Here is a 17,461-nt window from a genome sequence, read left to right as displayed (position 1 = left end):
AAAAAGAGAGGGGTCTTCTAATTTGGGAGCAGAGTTTTTAGTAGGCAGGTCCGGGAGTGGAAAAACGAAGCTGATCATCAACAGCATTCAGGATGAATTGCGCCGGGCTCCATTCGGGAAGCCGATCATTTTTCTAGTCCCGGATCAAATGACGTTTTTAATGGAATACGAGCTTGCTAAAACGCCAGATATGGGCGGGATGATACGCGCTCAAGTGTTCAGTTTTTCACGATTGGCCTGGCGCGTCCTCCAGCATACGGGAGGAATGAGCAGGCCGTTTCTGACGAGCACCGGCGTACAAATGCTCCTGCGGAAGCTCATTGAGGAGCATAAACAGGAGTTCAAAGTCTATCAAAAAGCGAGTGACAAAAGCGGGTTTACCGCACAGGTTGAGCGGATGCTGACAGAGTTTAAGCGCTATTGTCTGGAACCGGAGGATATCCGCCGGATGGCAGAAAGCGGAACGGCTTCCGAGTATCGCGGAGAACGTGTTTTATCTGAAAAGCTCCATGACTTATCAATTCTGTATCAGCAAATGGAAAAAAGCCTCGCAGACCAATATCTTCACTCTGAGGATTATTTGACATTGCTGGCAGAGCATATCCCGCTTGCGGAAGATATAAAAGGCGCCCATATCTATGTGGATGGCTTTTATCAGTTTACACCGCAGGAATTCAGGGTGTTGGAGCAGCTTATGGTTCATGCGGAGCATATCACGTTTGCGCTCACAGCGGACAAGCCGTCATATGAGCGGGAGCCGCATGAACTGGAATTGTTCAGAATGACGGGGAAAACCTATTACCGCCTGCATCAGAAGGCGAAGGAACTGAATTTGGACATTACGTATAAAGAGCTGAGCGGGACTGAGCGGCATACAAAGACGCCGGAATTGGCGCATCTAGAGGCACAGTATGAAGCGCGTCCGGCCGTTCCATACGCAGAAAAACAAGAAGCCCTTACTGTGATGCAGGCCGCAAACAGACGAGCTGAGCTGGAAGGCATTGCCCGGGAAATTCACGCCCTAGTCAGAGAGAAGGGATATCGCTATAAGGATGTAGCAATTCTTGCGCGCCAGCCGGAAGACTACAAGGATATGGTGAAGGAAGTTTTCGCAGATTACGAGATTCCTTATTTCATTGACGGAAAAGCATCTATGCTGAACCACCCGTTAATCGAATTTATCCGGTCAAGCCTTGATGTTCTGAAAGGGAATTGGCGTTATGAAGCGGTGTTTCGCTGCGTGAAAACCGAACTGCTATTCCCGCTCAATGAACCGAAGGCCAAAGTGAGAGAACAGGTCGATCAGCTCGAAAATTACTGTATCGCCTATGGTATTAAAGGCGACCGCTGGACAAAGGGCGATCGTTTCCAATACAGGCGTTTTGTGTCATTGGATGATGATTTTGCACAGACTGATCAGGAAATCGAAATGGAAAACATGTTGAATGACACCCGCGATTGGATTGTTCCGCCGCTTTTTCAGCTTCAAAAACGCATGAAAAAAGCAAAGACGGTTCAAGAGAAGGCAGAGGCGCTCTATCGTTATTTAGAAGAGACGGATGTGCCGCTGAAGCTGGATCAGGAAAGGCAGCGTGCTGAGGATGACGGCAGAATCATTGAAGCGCAGCAGCATCAGCAGGCGTGGGACGCAGTCATTCAGCTGCTTGAGGAGTTTGTTGAAATGATGGGAGATGATGAGATTTCTCTTGATTTGTTTCAGCAAATGATAGAAGCCGGCGCGGAGTCGCTTACATTTTCTCTAATTCCGCCTGCGCTTGACCAGGTGTTTGTCGGCAATATGGATTTGTCCAGAATGTATGGCACCTCCTGCACCTTTGTGCTCGGGGCAAACGACGGCGTTCTGCCGGCACGCCCTGATGAAAACGGGGTCCTGTCGGATGACGACCGGGAATGGCTGAAAACGATTGGGATTGAGCTATCCTCAGGCGGACGAGAGCGTTTGCTTGATGAGCACTTCCTCATCTACATGGCGTTTTCAAGTCCGTCTGACCGGCTTTACGTATCGTATCCGATTGCTGATGCGGAAGGAAAAACGCTTTTGCCGTCGATGATCGTTAAGCGGCTGGAAGAACTGTTTCCGCATCATAAGGAGCGCCTGTTAACAAATGAACCTGAACAGGTCAGCGATGAGGAACAGCTGATGTATGTTGTGAATAAAAGCGTGGCACAGTCCTTTACCGCGAGCCAGCTCAGGTTATGGACTCGGAAATACGACATCAGCGACGTCTGGTGGAGCACGTACAATGTGCTGATGAGTGAGCCGGACAGGCTGCAATCGAAAAAGCTGTTCTCAAGCCTGTTTTTCCGGAATGAAGTGAAGCAGCTTGAACGCAGCGTGTCGAGACAGCTCTATGGTGAACGCATTCAGGGCAGTGTCTCAAGAATGGAAACCTTTAACGCGTGTCCGTTTTCCCATTTTGCGTCACACGGGCTGCATCTGAAGGAACGGCAATTCTTCAAGCTTGAAGCACCGGATATCGGCCAGCTGTTTCATTCCAGCTTAAAGCTGATTTCAGACAGGCTGCGTGAGCAAAAGCTGGATTGGCGCGATTTAACGAAAGAGCAGTGCGAGCTGTTTTCCTATGATGCGGTAGAGCGGCTGGCACCGAAACTGCAAAAGGAAATTCTGCTCAGCTCAAACCGGCATTATTATGTGAAGGAAAAACTGCAAAAAATTGTGACACGTGTGTCCGGCATTTTAAGCGAGCATGCGAAAGCGAGCGGATTCGTACCGATCGGGCTTGAACTGGGATTTGGAGGAAAAGGGCCGCTTCCGCCGCTGACCTTTCAACTGAAAAACGGCTGTACGATGGAACTCGTCGGGCGAATAGACCGTGTTGATAAGGCTGAAAGCTCAAAAGGCCTGCTCCTCAGGATTGTCGATTATAAATCAAGCGACAAAGGCCTTGACTTAGCGGAAGTATATTACGGATTGGCACTGCAAATGCTGACGTACCTTGATTTATCGATTACACATTCAGCTGACTGGCTCGGGATGAGGGCGACGCCTGCCGGAGTGCTGTATTTCCATATTCATGACCCGATGATTCAATCTAATCTCCCGCTTGGGCTTGACGAGATTGAACAGGAGATCTTTAAGAAATTTAAAATGAAGGGCTTGCTCCTCGGTGATCAGGAAGTGGTTCGCCTCATGGATACAACCCTTCAAGAGGGACGTTCAAATATCATAAACGCCGGCTTGAAAAAAGACGGATCTCTTAGATCAGACTCGGCAGCAGTCGGTGAAAAGGAATTTGATTTTTTGACAAAGCATGTGCGCCGCACCTTCCAGGAAGCGGGCGAACAAATCACCGACGGGCACGTATCCATTGAGCCGTACAAAATGAAGAACAAGACGCCGTGCACATACTGTGCGTTCAAATCAGTATGCCAATTTGATGAATCACTGGAAGAAAACGAGTATCGCCCATTAAAGGCTGAAAAGGACAAGACAATACTTGAGTGGATAAAAAAGGAGGCGGATGGCAATGAACATTCCTAAACCGGCAGACAGCACATGGACAGATGACCAATGGAATGCCATTGTTTCAACCGGCCAGGATATTCTTGTGGCAGCGGCTGCGGGCTCTGGTAAAACCGCTGTGCTCGTTGAACGAATGATTCGGAAAATCACCGCGGAGGAAAACCCAATAGATGTAGACCGTCTTCTCGTTGTGACATTTACAAACGCCTCAGCGGCAGAGATGAAGCACCGAATCGCAGAAGCCTTGGAAAAAGAGCTTGTACAGCGCCCCGGCTCGCTGCATATCAGACGCCAGCTTTCTCTTTTGAACCGGGCCAGCATTTCGACGCTCCATTCCTTTTGCCTGCAAGTGCTGAAGAAATATTACTACTTGATCGATCTTGATCCGGGCTTTCGGATAGCTGATCAGACGGAAGGTGAGCTACTGGGGGATGAAGTGCTTGACGAGCTGTTTGAAGACGAATACGCAAAGGGCGAAAAGGCGTTTTTTGAGCTTGTTGACCGCTATACGACAGACCGGCATGATCTGGATCTGCAATTTCTCGTTAAACAGGTGTACGAGTATTCCCGATCCCATCCCAACCCGGAGGCGTGGCTGGAAAGTTTTGTTCATTTGTATGATGTATCAGAAAAGAGCGCCATCGAGGAGCTGCCGTTTTATCAATATGTCAAAGAAGATATTGCAATGGTACTTAACGGGGCGAAGGAAAAGCTCTTGCGCGCGCTTGAGCTGACGAAAGCGCCGGGCGGCCCGGCGCCGCGTGCTGACAATTTTCTTGATGATCTTGCGCAGATTGATGAACTGATTCAGCATCAGGACGATTTCAGTGAACTATATAAGCGGGTGCCCGCCGTCTCTTTTAAGCGTGCCAAAGCAGTAAAAGGGGATGAGTTCGATCCAGCGCTCCTTGATGAGGCGACAGATTTGAGAAACGGCGCAAAAAAACTGCTTGAAAAGCTCAAAACCGACTACTTCACGCGAAGTCCTGAACAGCACTTGAAAAGCCTAGCCGAGATGAAGCCTGTCATTGAAACGCTCGTACAGCTTGTCATCAGCTATAGAAAACGATTCGAAGCTGCGAAACAGGAGAAATCAATCATCGATTTTTCTGATTTGGAGCATTACTGTTTAGCGATTTTGACAGCTGAGAATGACAAAGGTGAATGTGAGCCGAGCGAGGCTGCAAGGTTTTATCAGGAACAGTTTCATGAAGTGCTCGTTGACGAATATCAGGATACCAACCTCGTGCAGGAATCGATTCTGCAGCTCGTCACAAGCGGGCCGGAGGAGACTGGCAACCTGTTTATGGTAGGAGATGTCAAACAGTCGATTTATCGATTCAGGCTTGCGGAGCCGCTTCTTTTCCTCTCTAAATACAAACGGTTTACAGAGAGTGGAGAAGGCACGGGGCGGAAAATCGATTTAAATAAAAATTTCCGAAGCCGGGCTGATATTTTAGACAGCACCAACTTTTTATTTAAACAGCTGATGGGCGGCAAAATCGGTGAGGTCGATTATGACGAGCAGGCTGAGCTGAAGCTTGGTGCAGCGTATCCGGACAATGAAGAGACGGAAACAGAGCTGCTGCTGATCGACAACGCAGAAGATACGGATGCAAGCGAGGAAGCAGAAGAGCTTGAAACGGTGCAGTTTGAGGCAAAAGCCATCGCTAAGGAAATTCGCAAGCTGATTTCATCGCCATTTAAGGTGTATGACGGAAAAAAGAAAACACATCGCAATATTCAATACCGAGATATCGTGATTTTGCTCCGTTCGATGCCGTGGGCTCCGCAAATCATGGAGGAGCTGAGAGCACAGGGCATACCGGTTTACGCCAATTTAACGTCAGGCTATTTTGAAGCGGTCGAAGTCGCCGTCGCGCTTTCTGTGCTGAAGGTGATTGATAATCCGTATCAGGATATACCGCTTGCCTCTGTGCTGCGCTCACCGATTGTCGGAGCAGATGAAAACGAGCTGTCTTTGATCCGGCTTGAAAATAAAAAAGCGCCGTACTATGAGGCAATGAAAGACTACCTGGCTGCTGGTGACCGGAATGATGAGCTTTATCAAAAGCTAAATACGTTTTACGGACATCTGCAAAAATGGCGCGCGTTTTCGAAAAACCACTCAGTATCTGAGCTGATTTGGGAAGTGTACCGCGACACCAAATATATGGATTATGTCGGCGGGATGCCGGGCGGAAAACAGCGCCAGGCCAATTTGCGTGTTCTTTATGACAGGGCGCGTCAATATGAATCAACGGCATTTCGCGGCTTGTTCCGTTTCCTGCGGTTTATCGAACGCATGCAGGAACGGGGCGATGATCTTGGTACGGCGAGAGCGCTCAGCGAGCAGGAGGATGTTGTCCGCTTAATGACGATCCACAGCAGCAAAGGGCTCGAATTTCCAGTCGTGTTTGCAGCAGGTCTCGGCCGGAATTTCAACATGATGGATTTGAACAAATCGTACCTGCTGGATAAGGAGCTCGGATTTGGCACGAAGTATATTCATCCGCAATTACGCATCAGCTATCCGACACTTCCGCTCATTGCGATGAAGAAAAAAATGCGCAGGGAGCTGCTGTCAGAGGAATTGCGTGTTCTCTATGTTGCATTAACGAGAGCGAAGGAAAAGCTGTTTCTGATTGGCTCATGTAAGGATCATCAGAAACAGCTTGCAAAATGGCAGGCATCCGCGTCCCAAACTGATTGGCTTCTGCCAGAATTTGACCGCTATCAGGCGAAAACGTATCTAGATTTCATCGGGCCGGCTCTTGCCAGGCACAGAGACTTGGAGGATTTGGCTGGTGTGCCAGCACACGCTGACATCTCAGATCACCCGGCTCGTTTTGCCGTTCAAATGATCCATTCCTATGATTTGCTTGATGATGATCTGGAAGAAAGAATGGAAGAAAAAAGCGAGCGCCTAGAAGCGATCCGCCGAGGTGAACCAGTTCCCGGCTCGTTTGCGTTTGATGAAAAAGCCCGCGAGCAGCTGAGCTGGACATACCCGCATCACGAGGTGACGCAAATTCGGACAAAGCAATCGGTTTCTGAGATCAAAAGAAAAAGAGAGTACGAGGATGAATACAGCGGCAGGGCCCCTGTAAAACCGGCTGATGGAAGCATTCTGTACAGACGTCCCGCTTTTATGATGAAAAAAGGCCTGACAGCGGCAGAGAAAGGGACTGCTATGCATACGGTTATGCAGCATATCCCGCTGTCACATGTGCCGTCGATAGAAGAAGCTGAGCAGACGGTTCACAGGCTTTATGAAAAAGAGCTTCTCACTGAAGAACAAAAAGACGCTATTGATATAGAAGAAATCGTGCAATTTTTCCATACAGAAATCGGCGGACAGCTGATCGGCGCAAAGTGGAAGGACAGGGAAATACCATTCAGCTTAGCGCTTCCGGCCAAGGAGATCTATCCTGATGCACAGGAGGCAGATGAGCCGCTTTTAGTGCAGGGTATCATTGACTGTCTCTATGAAACTGAGGACGGATTATATCTATTGGATTATAAGTCGGACCGGATTGAGGGCAAATTCCAGCATGGATTTGAAGGAGCGGCCCCGATCTTGAAGAAACGATATGAAACGCAAATTCAGCTGTACACGAAGGCAGTGGAGCAAATTGCAAAAACTAAGGTAAAGGGATGTGCGCTTTATTTCTTTGACGGAGGGCACATTCTGACATTATAGCGAGATCCATAAGCTCCGGAATTTCAGGCGGAGCGGGTCTCGTTTTCTATATAAAAGAGAGGTGAAAGCATTTGCGGATTTTACATACGGCTGACTGGCATCTTGGAAAAACGCTTGAAGGAAGAAGCAGGCTGAGTGAACAGGCCGATGTGCTGGATGAAATGAATACGATTGTAAAGGATGAGCAGATCGATGCCATTGTAATGGCGGGGGATGCATTTGACACCGTAAACCCGCCAGCTTTAGCCGAGCAGCTGTTTTATGAAAGCCTGTCTGCGCTTAGCGACAGAGGAAAGCGCCCGATCGTAGTCATTGCCGGAAACCACGATAATCCTGACCGTTTGTCAGCCGCTTCACCGCTGACACATGAAAACGGCATTCATTTAATCGGTTATCCGACAACAGAGCCGATTCATATTGAAGTGCCTTCAGCAGGAGAGCTTTTGGCGGTTGGAGCGCTGGCGTACCCATCTGAAGCAAGGTTAAATGAAGTGCTATCCGATACGTTTGATGAAAAGCTGCTCCGTGATCACTATGATGTGAAAATCAGGCAGGCGTTTGAGCATATGACAAGCCGGTTCCGGAACGATGCAGTGAAGATTGCCGCAAGCCATATTTATGTGGCAGGCGGAAACCAAACCGATTCAGAGCGGCCGATTGAAGTCGGCGGTGCATACACGGTGGCTGCTGAAAGCCTGCCGGCAGATGCCGCTTACGTTGCGCTCGGCCATTTGCATCGCCCGCAAACGATCAAGCGGGCGCGGACGCTTGCGCGTTATTCAGGATCTCCGCTCGCCTACAGCTTTTCTGAAGCGGGCTACGCAAAATCAGTGACGATTGTGGACGCAAAGCCTGGGGAAGAGGCCACTTGGCAAGAGGTGTTATTATCAAGCGGCAAGCCCCTTGTGAAGTGGAAAGCGGCAAATGGATTAAGTGAGGTGTACAGCTGGCTGGATGAAGGCAGAGATCAGAATGCTTGGATTGACCTGGAAATCCGTGTCACAGACCAGCTGTCACTTGAAGAGATTCACAGGCTGCGGAAGGCGCACCCGGGCTTTATCCATATCAGGCCGGTTTTTGAAGAACAGAACAAAGACCGGGAACGGATCGAGGTTAAACATGTCTCAATCGAGGACCGCTTTAAGAAATTTTATGAAAAACAAACTGGCGGTGCGGTGCCGGATGAAGAAATGGTGAAGCTATTTTTAGAGCTTGCATCAGGCGTTGAAGAGGAGGATGTGAAATGAAGCCGATCGCCTTAAGCATTAAGGGGCTCCACAGCTTTAGAGAGGAGCAGACGATAGATTTTGAAGGCCTTTCCGGTGCGGGTGTTTTCGGCATTTTCGGCCCGACAGGAAGCGGTAAATCCTCTATTCTCGACGCAATGACGCTTGCTTTATACGGAAAGGTGGAACGGGCGGCGAATAATACGCACGGTATCTTAAACCAGGCGGAAGATACGCTGTCTGTTTCCTTTACCTTTGCGCTTCAGACGAATCACCAAATCTCATACAAAGTCGAGCGTGTGTTTAAGAGAACGGATGAAATGAAGGTAAAAACGGCACTTTGCCGCTTCATCGAAATCAAGGATGAGCATACCGTACTGGCTGATAAAGCCAGCGAAGTGAATAAAAGAGTGGAGGAGCTCTTGGGGCTGACGATCGACGATTTTACGAGAGCGGTGGTGCTGCCCCAAGGGAAGTTTGCTGAATTTCTGTCTTTAAAAGGGGCAGAGCGCAGGCATATGCTTCAGCGTTTATTTAATTTGGAGCAATATGGAGACAGGCTTGTGAAAAAGCTGAGACGGCAGGCGCAGGAAGCTAATGCGAGAAAAAATGAAATGCTTGCTGAACAGTCCGGTCTTGGTGAGGCGAGTTCAGAGGCAGTTGAGCAGGCTGAAAAGGCTCTCGAACAAGCTGAAGCCCGGCTGGAAGCGATGAGGAAGAACCGTGATCAGGCGAAGGAGCAGTTTACAGAGCATCAGGAGATTTGGAATGTCCAAAAGGAAAAATCCGCTTATGAAGCAGAGGAAAAACGTCTCGCAGAAGAACAGCCGCATATAGACAGCATGCAAAAACGCCTGCTGGAAGCAGAAACAGCAGCAGCCCTTAAGCCCTATGCGGACCGGTACGCAGAAGCGATCCAGCATGAGGAGCAAGCTGAAAAGGAACAAACGCTAGCCCAAAAGGATTTAGCAGACCGGACAGCTTTCTTTCAGCAAAAACATGAAGAGTATGAAGCGTGGCGCCAGCATAAAAGCGAGAAAGAGCCTGAGCTTTTAGCCAAACAGGAACAGCTTTCACGCTTGCAGGAAATCGAAATCAAACTGAGTGAGGCCAAGCAAGAGGAAGAGCGCAAAAAGGCTGACCTCCGGCAGAAAGAAGAGGCTCTTCAATCTGTCATGAATGAATTGGAGACCGTAACAGACCGCCTGACACGAGGGCAAAACAGACAGACAGAATTGAAGCAGCAGCTCAAATCCCTGCAGGTGACATCCGATGAGCGAAAAAGCTGCCAGCAGGCCGCAGAAATGGCATTGCGCATCAGACAAACCGAGGAGCAAATCAAAAAAGAGAAAAAACGAAGTGACGAATTGAACCTCGTGCTTCAGAAGATGAATGAAGAGAAGAATACACTCGTTCAAAAGACGGAAGCGGAAGAAAACAACATCATTCAGGCATATGAGGCAGTGCAAACTGTGTACCATTTGGTGTGCGAAACGGAACGCTCATTAACACGTATGACGGAAGAGGCTAGAAAGAGTCAACACACGCTTCACTTACAGCGTGAAAAAGCAAGGGTGGCACTGCTGACAAAAGAGTTAGCCCAAAAGCTGACTGCCGGTAAGCCTTGCCCGGTATGCGGTTCAACCGATCATGATCCATCTGCCTCAGTACATGAAACATATGAAGCCGACAGCCATCTTGAAGAGGACATTAAACAGACAGATGTATTATTGACGGAAGCTGCAGCTCTCAGCCAGGAGATTCTTTCAGCCAAAATTACGCTTGAAGAACAGTCCGCGCGCTTTATTGAACAGTGTCCGTTTTTGCAGACAATTCAAGCGCAGAACCTTGAAGCGGCAGCTTCCTTCGAAAATCAGCCGGTGTATGAAGCATTTGAAACTGCCAAATTTGAATGGAAACGAATCAAGCAGGACATTCTTTCTGTTAAGACACGAATGGCACAAATGATCGGCGCCTATCAGGAGTCTTTAAAAAAGGCCGAGCAGCTTAATGAAAAAATCGGTTTTGAAAAAAGAGAAGCTGACCGTATTGAAAGCATCATCACCGAGCTTCAATCCTCAATGGACAGCAGTCTGAACATGTTTAAAGAAGCATTTCAGAATCAATCTGTGGACGAAGCAGAAAAATGGCAGCAAGCCATTGAAGAAAAGGACCGGGCTGCAGAAGAATGTGAAAAACGAATTGAGAAGAGTATCGCGTTTCTTGCTGAGCATGAAGCACAAAAGGAAAAACTGCGGGAATCGGGACACCGGCTTGAGCGGGAAAAGCTGGAGCTTCATTATGCGGCTGAACGCATAAAGAGCGTGATAGCTGATTATGAGCACGAACTCGGAGATTATGCAAAAGGAGATTCGATTCAAATCAAACTCCGCTCTGTCCAGCAGGATCTAAAGCTGTTAAAGGAAAAAGAACAATCTTTATATGAAGAACTGCAAAGCGCCCAAATGAAGCTCAACCAGGCGAAAAGCCGCGCTTCTGCAAGCGAGCTCACTCTTCAAGAGGCGAAGGGCAGATTGGAAAAAGCAAAAGCTGCTTGGCTTGAGCATACAAAAAACACCTCCATTACCCGGACTGAGGAGGTTGAACAAAGTCTCATCCCAGCTGATGAACTTGAAAAGATGAAAACCGGCATAGACCAGTTTATGGATAAACTGAAGCAAAATGCTGCAAACTTAAAACGAGTAGCAGAGATACTTGCCGGCAGAGCATTATCAGAGAGCGAATGGAACGAAACCGTTGCAGCATTACAAAAAGCTGAGGAAGCATTTGGCGCTGCTATAGAGGAAAAAGGCGCGGCAGCAAAAGCACTGGCTGTCATTCGCGACCATCATAAACGGTTTAATGAAATTGAAGCTGAACTGAAAAAATGGCAGACGCATATCGACAGGCTGGACAAGCTGCAAGCTGTGTTTAAAGGCAATACCTTCGTCGAATTTTTAGCTGAGGAGCAGCTTGAAAGCGTTGCGAGGGACGCCTCAGCAAGACTCAGTATGCTGACAAGACAGCGCTATGCCATCGAAGTAGATTCAGAAGGCGGCTTCGTGATGCGGGATGACGCGAATGGAGGCGTAAGACGCCCGGTTTCCAGTTTGTCTGGAGGAGAGACCTTCCTCACCTCGCTTTCACTTGCTCTTGCGCTGTCTGCGCAGATCCAGCTTCGCGGGGAATACCCGCTTCAGTTCTTTTTCTTAGATGAAGGCTTCGGCACACTGGATCAAGATCTGCTTGATACGGTTGTCACGGCCTTGGAAAAACTTCAGTCAGACAATCTGGCTGTCGGTGTCATCAGCCATGTGCAGGAGCTGCGTGCACGGCTTCCGAAAAAGCTGATCGTCCATCCGGCTGAACCGAGCGGCCGCGGTACGCGGGTATCACTTGAGTTGATGTAAGGGAGGAGCGGATATGGCAAAGCAGACTGCCGGAATATGTGAGCTGTGCGGCCGGAGCGATGTCCAGCTGACAGAGCATCATCTCACACCGAAAGAGGAAGGCGGAGCGTTTTTGCCGACAGCGATGCTCTGTATTCCTTGCCATAAACAGATTCATGCCTTATATACCAATCAAGAGCTCGCTGTACGTTTAAACGGAATGGCTGAACTCAGAAGCGATCCAGAGCTTGCCCGGTTTGTCAAATGGATCAGAAAACAGCCGCCTGAGAAGCTGATCAAAACAAAGAAATCAAATGAACGAAAAAAGAAAAAATGACTAAAAAGCAGCCCTCTCTTTGCAGAGCGGCTGCTTTTATCCGTTTCCAACCATATCCTGATCGTTGACATCGGGGTCTATATAATTTGTCGCGTTGACTGCATTATTTAATAGAAGGAAATCTCCCGTGTTTCCTGCTCCCGAACCGAGCGCAGATTTTGAAGAGCTTTTCGGAGAAAGGTAAAAGGAATCACCAAAGTTTACGACTCCGCCCGATATGGAATTGATAGCTATAGGCCCGACAATTGCTGGCATAAACGACACCCTTTATCGAAGTCTCTGTTTATTATATGTTCTTGGCGGGCGATTGTGAGCGCGGAGACTGAATCTGTCTGATATGTTTGATTCTCGCATCACCGCGGATAAGCGAAGCTGAACCAGCATGTAAAACAGAAGAGGCGGAAACCCCTTGAATTTTGATGCTGCGAACATAAATAGCCGGCACCTCGTGGCAAAATGCGCTTTGTACACCTGTTTCGCGAATCGGCTTCACTGCCTGCTGCTGAAAGATTTGGTACTCCTTTTTGTTAAATGAGCCTTCATTATTGTAAAACGTGGACCGAGAACGCTGAACAGCAAATACTTTTACACTCATATCGATTTCATTTGTGTCGCCAACTTGAAACACACTTGCGATCCCGAGGGAATTAAACTTAACTAGTCTGATGCGTGATATGCGTTTAAGCATTATTCTGGCGCAATCGGAGCAAACGGCCCGATGATAAGAGATTCAGGCGGTGTATCAAAAATAGAAGACAGGTAGATGGATTCAGTGTCTCCGATGTGGAAAACGGAGGAACTGGACACACCGTTCATCCGGATGTCCCCGACTTCCAAGCTGCGGTTGATGACTGTAAAGATCATGCTTGCTCATCTCCTTTCATTTCTGATGGAATATGCTCCAGAAAGTGTTCTACAGCGCGGATGACATCACGCTTCACATGCTCAGCGATATGTTCTGCATATTGTGCAGGCGGTGTATTTTCTTCTTTTTTGATATGGGACATATAATAGTGAATCCGGCTGTCCATTTGTTTTCTGATGTCTTCAATAACATGGTGTCTGTTTGTATCGTCAAGTCTGCTGTCATATTGGTTTTCAAGCTGTTCCAAAATATCTGGGATTTCCTCAGTTAAGTACATGTCGACATTCTGGCGGATCTGCTGCATGAGCTGAGCGCTCTCTTCCTGCTGCATCATCCCGATTTGCGGTGTCGACTGGCTGACTTCAAAGTTTTGGACGCTGTTCGGGTCAGTCGGATTTAAGCCGATATTCAAAGTCCCGTCGAGCCTTTCGATTTTCAGCTGATCAAATTTATACTCCACACGCTCAATGGTAGTGGCCGGCCGCTGTTTCATCGTATTCATTTCAGTTTGAATCTCTTTCAGCTGACGTTCGAGCTGCTGAATGTGAATCGCCTGCTGCTGAACGAAGGAATTCAAGTTTTGCAGGTAAGAGGAAACAGATTGATCATACATGTTCTTCACCTCTTTCATATGATTAACGGCCAGGAGGCTGGAGCGGGACCAATGAACCTGTGTCGGGCTCCTGCAGCTGGAGCGGTTGCCCTGAGCCAGAAACTTCTGGTGCCGGTTCTACATAACTCCCTGTATTATACAAATTTGACAGTGACTTGATTGATCCGGCGCTCCCGATTTGCAGAATGGAGGAGTTGCTGATTGATTCCAGCCGGAGATAGTTGATTTGAATGGTTTGATTAATATAAAAGTTCATGAGCCTCACTCCTTTTACGCATTGGCCACGATCGGCTGATCAACCGCATCATTGTCATACACATTCGTCGCGTTTTGATAATTCATCACCTTGAGGCTGTCGCCGGTATTAAAGCTGCCAGCACCGGCAAACGTTCTGACCTGAGCCTGAGGAGAAATCGTAATGCAGTCCCCGATGTGAACGACTCCGCTCGTACCAATCGCATTAATTTTAAACGCTCCGACAATGGCCGGCATACGAGCACATCCTTTGTTGAAAAATTAAAAAAAGACAGGTAAAGTGAAATGACAATTCTGATTTCAATTGGGCTATTCACGATAGCTTATGACAAACGCACATATGTGTGAGAGAAATTTAAAGGGGACATATCGGCTCTTGATGAAAGCGTTTTATTTTTTCGGGCCGTTATGTTTAAACATGGCAAAAGAGGATGTTGGGTATAAATTGAGCGGAAATGCGGCGAAGGATGCCGCTATCCGCCTATGGTGATTTTTGTTTATTTCTTTGGTGTTTTTGCGTGTAGAATGCTTTTTGGAGTATGTCGTGCTGCGGTATTCGATTTTTGGGCGGGCACATTCTCGCCCTGAGGTATATCCCAGAAGTGCTGAGCAAAAAGCGGAGTTACATGTGGTGTATTCTAATTGTTATAGAAAATGATTTACATACGGGAGTTTTCAAGATATCTCCCAAAAATCATTTCTTCTTTAATCCGGGTATTCAGCAGGATATCCAGCTCTTGGCTGCATTGAATCGTTTCTTTTGAATTCATGCCATATTTTTGTGCGGTTTCAATTAGTGTGATCCTCATTTCTTCAATTTTACTGTTCATTACGCTATCTCCAATTCTAGATTTTATTTTGATATAAATACAGGATATCGTTAGTATAACCTATTTTGGCTCAAAAGGTTGCCTTTCGTCAATTTGACTAAAAAAGCGACAATTTTTGCTGCGGCCTTTTTTAATGGAGAAAGGACTAAAGTCTTGCTAAGTGTGCTTGCAAAAAGTCCTGCCGTTCCTCAATTTCTCTAAGTATGTTTGTCTGCTCCTTTTCGATCTGAAAGGGGCTTTTTTTGATAAAAGGATCATCAGCAGCACTTTGACAAATGTCAAGGTGCCATTCGTTGATGAGAGGAGATAATCGTTCAATAGTAAACGACCGCTTCAGCACGTTTTTCATTAATGTGTGATATTGCGACCGGAAGGCGGGAATGGATAGAAGCCTTGACGAAAGCGTCTTTCCTTTTGTCAGAAGCGGGTCTTCGTCATACCATTCTTGTACGGCAAGCGATCTTGTCTCTATCGGGGAAACGTAAAGCCGGCCGGATTCGTTTAAACAAAATGTGTAGTAAAAGCCTTGATTGGTGCAGGCGTTGCCGATCAGCCACAAAAAAAACAGCTTGACATCCAGATACAATTTAATCCTTTCAGCCAATTCGTCATCTCCGGCTGTGCGGATCAGTTTGAAAAATTCATGTAAGAATGCCGAGGAATCATTGTTAAAAAGGGAAAACGGAACCCTTGGATCGGCCGTCTTCACTCCGTAACTCGTTTTACTGGCTGGCTGATGGTTCTTGATGTTCAAATAAATGCCTTCAGGCTGGCCATTGATGGTCAGAAAGCTGTACGAGGCAGCGGGAGCAGGTACGCCGATCTGGTCAAAAAAACAATAGGCGAGTCTGCGCCGCATCAGGGACGGATCATCCTGTTCTGCATTCAAAAAAAGTGTCCTTTCACCAAGCAGAGACTTTTCCCAGCTGATTTCGTAGGATGCCTTTTCCGCTCTGTCACGCTGTGTGAGAAGAATGGGAGAAACAGATCGATCTGTTACGAAAAGCCCCTTGGCAGTACCTTTCCTTTTCAGCTGCTCCCGATGAAAAAATAAATGCACGCGCTCCATATTCTTTCCTCCTTCTCAAAACGACATTTGTATGATATGTAGAGCAAGCCCGTCCTGAAACGAAATGAAAACGGAATTGAGAAAAAGGGATTTCAGCATTCGACAGAGAATACATGAAGGAGCATTCTGATTTAAAAGATGATGGAGGAATAACATGAAATTTGCGACAGGGGAACTTTACAACCGAATGTTTGTCGGCCTGATCATTGACGATGAGAAAATTATGGATTTGCAAAAGGCTGAAAAAAAACTGTTTGAACTTGAGACGATTCCGGGATCGCTGATTGAATGTATCGCAGAAGGGGATAAATTCGTTGCGCATGCAAGGCAGCTGGCCGAGTGGGCAAAGAAACCGAATGATGAGCTGGGATCATTTATGTATTCATTATCTGAGGTGAAGCTCCATGCACCCATTCCGAAGCCATCAAAAAATATCATCTGCATCGGCAAAAACTACCGGGATCACGCGATTGAAATGGGAAGCGAGGCTGATATTCCGGAGCATCCGATGGTATTTACAAAATCGCCGGTAACGGTTACGGGGCATGGTGATATCGTAAAGAGCCATGAAGAGGTTACCTCTCAGCTTGATTATGAGGGAGAACTTGCTGTCGTGATCGGAAAAAGCGGGACCCGCATTTCAAAAGAAGATGCATATGACCATGTTTTCGGATATACGATTGTGAATGATATCACGGCGCGTGATCTGCAAAAAAGGCATAAGCAGTTTTTTATTGGAAAAAGCTTGGATACGACATGTCCGATGGGGCCCGTGCTTGTACATAAATCATCGATTCAGGAGCCAGAGCGCCTCAAGGTTGAAACAAGAGTCAACGGCGAGCTGCGCCAATCCGGTTCAACAAGCGATATGATCTTTTCCATTCCGGAATTAATTGAAACCCTCTCAAAGGGGATGACGCTTGAAGCGGGCGACATCATTGCCACCGGTACCCCGTCTGGTGTCGGTAAGGGGTTTACGCCTCCAAAATTCTTGCGGTCAGGTGACAAAATTGATATTACAATTGACCCGATCGGAACGCTGTCAAACCAAATTGGCTGAATAAAACTGGAGGGCGGACCCGGACCCGCCCGTTTTTTCTGATAATCATCTTTGTGGCAGAGGACAAGTTCATGGTACTATAAGTGGGGTAATTTATCTGATAGGGGGAACATATATGACACACCTACATATTACGACATGGGTGGTAGCGCTGATTCTGCTTTTCGTCAGCTACTCGCTGTATTCGTCAGGAAGTGCAAAGGGCGCAAAAATCACTCATATGATTCTGCGGTTATTCTATATCCTTATTATTTTGACAGGAGCTGAGCTGTTTGTCCGTTTCGCCAACTGGAACGGAGAATACGCCGGCAAAATGATTCTGGGCATTATCACCATCGGCCTGATGGAAATGCTCCTCATCCGCAAGAAAAAAGAAAAATCAACAGGAGGCCTGTGGATCGGCTTCGTCATTGTCCTTTTGCTGACAGTGCTGCTCGGTCTGCATTTGCCAATTGGTTTTCAGTTGTTTTAATAGAAAAACCTATGAACCCGGCTCTTTGATAGAGTTGGGTTTTTTTATATCTATCCCCTTATATTCCAAATCATTTAAAATAACCTTAAAATTACCTGTAAGCGGTATCTCGTCCTATGAAATTATGATACCTTCAA

The 17,461-nt window shown here is 47.3% G+C and carries 15 protein-coding genes; 7 read left to right on the top strand and 8 right to left on the bottom strand.

Annotation, left to right across the window (positions count from 1 at the left end; all coding sequences use genetic code 11):
• Window positions 1–22: 22 nt before the first annotated feature.
• From addB to hlpB, 5 genes are all read left to right on the top strand, one after another.
• Window positions 23–3,523: a helicase-exonuclease AddAB subunit AddB gene (gene addB / locus ACZ07B_RS10970; protein WP_464877177.1), complete on the top strand. Its 3,501-nt coding sequence runs from the start codon at window positions 23–25 to the stop codon at window positions 3,521–3,523.
• On the top strand, window positions 3,510–7,208 hold the full coding sequence (gene addA / locus ACZ07B_RS10965) for a helicase-exonuclease AddAB subunit AddA (protein WP_464877176.1): 3,699 nt from the start codon (window positions 3,510–3,512) through the stop codon (window positions 7,206–7,208). Before addB ends, addA begins: the two co-directional genes overlap by 14 nt.
• Before the next feature lie 71 nt (window positions 7,209–7,279).
• Window positions 7,280–8,455 (top strand): exonuclease subunit SbcD, encoded by a 1,176-nt coding sequence (sbcD, locus tag ACZ07B_RS10960; RefSeq protein ID WP_217019749.1) that lies wholly within the window; start codon window positions 7,280–7,282, stop codon window positions 8,453–8,455.
• A complete protein-coding gene (sbcC, locus tag ACZ07B_RS10955) occupies window positions 8,452–11,844 on the top strand; it encodes an exonuclease subunit SbcC (RefSeq protein WP_217019748.1) in 3,393 nt (1,130 codons plus the stop codon). The genes sbcD and sbcC overlap by 4 nt, the downstream gene beginning before the upstream one ends.
• Window positions 11,845–11,857: 13 nt before the next feature.
• Window positions 11,858–12,160 carry an HNH nuclease-like protein HlpB gene (gene hlpB, locus ACZ07B_RS10950; protein WP_129092378.1) on the top strand — a complete coding sequence of 101 codons (303 nt, stop codon included), beginning with the start codon at window positions 11,858–11,860 and terminating at the stop codon, window positions 12,158–12,160.
• A gap of 36 nt (window positions 12,161–12,196) precedes the next feature.
• On the opposite strand, the gene ACZ07B_RS10945 is transcribed toward hlpB, so the two are convergent.
• From ACZ07B_RS10945 to ACZ07B_RS10910, 8 genes are all read right to left on the bottom strand, one after another.
• Window positions 12,197–12,415, bottom strand: a complete 219-nt coding sequence (locus tag ACZ07B_RS10945; RefSeq protein WP_003233096.1) for a spore germination protein — start codon at window positions 12,413–12,415, stop codon at window positions 12,197–12,199.
• A gap of 31 nt (window positions 12,416–12,446) precedes the next feature.
• Window positions 12,447–12,848 (bottom strand): spore germination protein GerPE, encoded by a 402-nt coding sequence (locus tag ACZ07B_RS10940; RefSeq protein WP_032679918.1) that lies wholly within the window; start codon window positions 12,846–12,848, stop codon window positions 12,447–12,449.
• Complete coding sequence (gene gerPD, locus ACZ07B_RS10935) at window positions 12,848–13,024, bottom strand: spore germination protein GerPD (protein ID WP_014476380.1); 177 nt, start codon at window positions 13,022–13,024, stop codon at window positions 12,848–12,850. The genes ACZ07B_RS10940 and gerPD overlap by 1 nt, the downstream gene beginning before the upstream one ends.
• Window positions 13,021–13,638, bottom strand: a complete 618-nt coding sequence (gerPC, locus tag ACZ07B_RS10930) for a spore germination protein GerPC (RefSeq protein WP_014476381.1) — start codon at window positions 13,636–13,638, stop codon at window positions 13,021–13,023. Before gerPC ends, gerPD begins: the two co-directional genes overlap by 4 nt.
• Window positions 13,639–13,660: 22 nt before the next feature.
• Window positions 13,661–13,894 (bottom strand): spore germination protein GerPB, encoded by a 234-nt coding sequence (gene gerPB / locus ACZ07B_RS10925; RefSeq protein ID WP_003233090.1) that lies wholly within the window; start codon window positions 13,892–13,894, stop codon window positions 13,661–13,663.
• 14 nt (window positions 13,895–13,908) lie between these two features.
• Window positions 13,909–14,130, bottom strand: coding sequence for a spore germination protein (locus tag ACZ07B_RS10920; protein WP_003233088.1), 222 nt, complete (start codon window positions 14,128–14,130; stop codon window positions 13,909–13,911).
• A 422-nt stretch (window positions 14,131–14,552) separates the two neighbouring features.
• The gene (gene yisI, locus ACZ07B_RS10915; protein ID WP_003233086.1) at window positions 14,553–14,723 is read right to left on the bottom strand and encodes an aspartyl-phosphate phosphatase YisI; all 171 of its coding nucleotides are present in this window, start codon (window positions 14,721–14,723) and stop codon (window positions 14,553–14,555) included.
• Between the two features lie 145 nt (window positions 14,724–14,868).
• Window positions 14,869–15,792, bottom strand: coding sequence for a CotH kinase family protein (locus ACZ07B_RS10910; protein ID WP_217019747.1), 924 nt, complete (start codon window positions 15,790–15,792; stop codon window positions 14,869–14,871).
• 154 nt (window positions 15,793–15,946) lie between these two features.
• On the opposite strand from ACZ07B_RS10910, the gene ACZ07B_RS10905 reads away from it, so the two are divergent.
• Together ACZ07B_RS10905 and ACZ07B_RS10900 are read left to right on the top strand one after the other, a co-directional pair.
• A complete protein-coding gene (locus ACZ07B_RS10905) occupies window positions 15,947–16,852 on the top strand; it encodes a fumarylacetoacetate hydrolase family protein (protein ID WP_217019746.1) in 906 nt (301 codons plus the stop codon).
• A gap of 115 nt (window positions 16,853–16,967) precedes the next feature.
• A complete protein-coding gene (locus tag ACZ07B_RS10900) occupies window positions 16,968–17,324 on the top strand; it encodes a YisL family protein (protein WP_014479397.1) in 357 nt (118 codons plus the stop codon).
• Window positions 17,325–17,461: the final 137 nt, after the last annotated feature.

The sequence above is a fragment of the Bacillus sp. 9.4 genome (assembly GCF_055486415.1).
Note: the sequence above shows the minus strand (reverse complement) of the source record. Positions and strands in the feature narration are given on the sequence as shown.

Bases quoted from the DNA above. Each gene is read 5' to 3' on its own strand.
- addA (WP_464877176.1), top strand. From the start codon at position 3,510: ATGAACATTCCTAAACCGGCAGACAGCACATGGACAGATGACCAATGG.
- sbcC (WP_217019748.1), top strand. From the start codon at position 8,452: ATGAAGCCGATCGCCTTAAGCATTAAGGGGCTCCACAGCTTTAGAGAG.
- hlpB (WP_129092378.1), top strand. From the start codon at position 11,858: ATGGCAAAGCAGACTGCCGGAATATGTGAGCTGTGCGGCCGGAGCGAT.
- ACZ07B_RS10945 (WP_003233096.1), bottom strand. From the start codon at position 12,415: ATGCCAGCAATTGTCGGGCCTATAGCTATCAATTCCATATCGGGCGGA.
- ACZ07B_RS10940 (WP_032679918.1), bottom strand. From the start codon at position 12,848: ATGCTTAAACGCATATCACGCATCAGACTAGTTAAGTTTAATTCCCTC.
- gerPD (WP_014476380.1), bottom strand. From the start codon at position 13,024: ATGATCTTTACAGTCATCAACCGCAGCTTGGAAGTCGGGGACATCCGG.
- gerPC (WP_014476381.1), bottom strand. From the start codon at position 13,638: ATGTATGATCAATCTGTTTCCTCTTACCTGCAAAACTTGAATTCCTTC.
- gerPB (WP_003233090.1), bottom strand. From the start codon at position 13,894: ATGAACTTTTATATTAATCAAACCATTCAAATCAACTATCTCCGGCTG.
- ACZ07B_RS10920 (WP_003233088.1), bottom strand. From the start codon at position 14,130: ATGCCGGCCATTGTCGGAGCGTTTAAAATTAATGCGATTGGTACGAGC.
- yisI (WP_003233086.1), bottom strand. From the start codon at position 14,723: ATGAACAGTAAAATTGAAGAAATGAGGATCACACTAATTGAAACCGCA.
- ACZ07B_RS10910 (WP_217019747.1), bottom strand. From the start codon at position 15,792: ATGGAGCGCGTGCATTTATTTTTTCATCGGGAGCAGCTGAAAAGGAAA.
- ACZ07B_RS10905 (WP_217019746.1), top strand. From the start codon at position 15,947: ATGAAATTTGCGACAGGGGAACTTTACAACCGAATGTTTGTCGGCCTG.
- ACZ07B_RS10900 (WP_014479397.1), top strand. From the start codon at position 16,968: ATGACACACCTACATATTACGACATGGGTGGTAGCGCTGATTCTGCTT.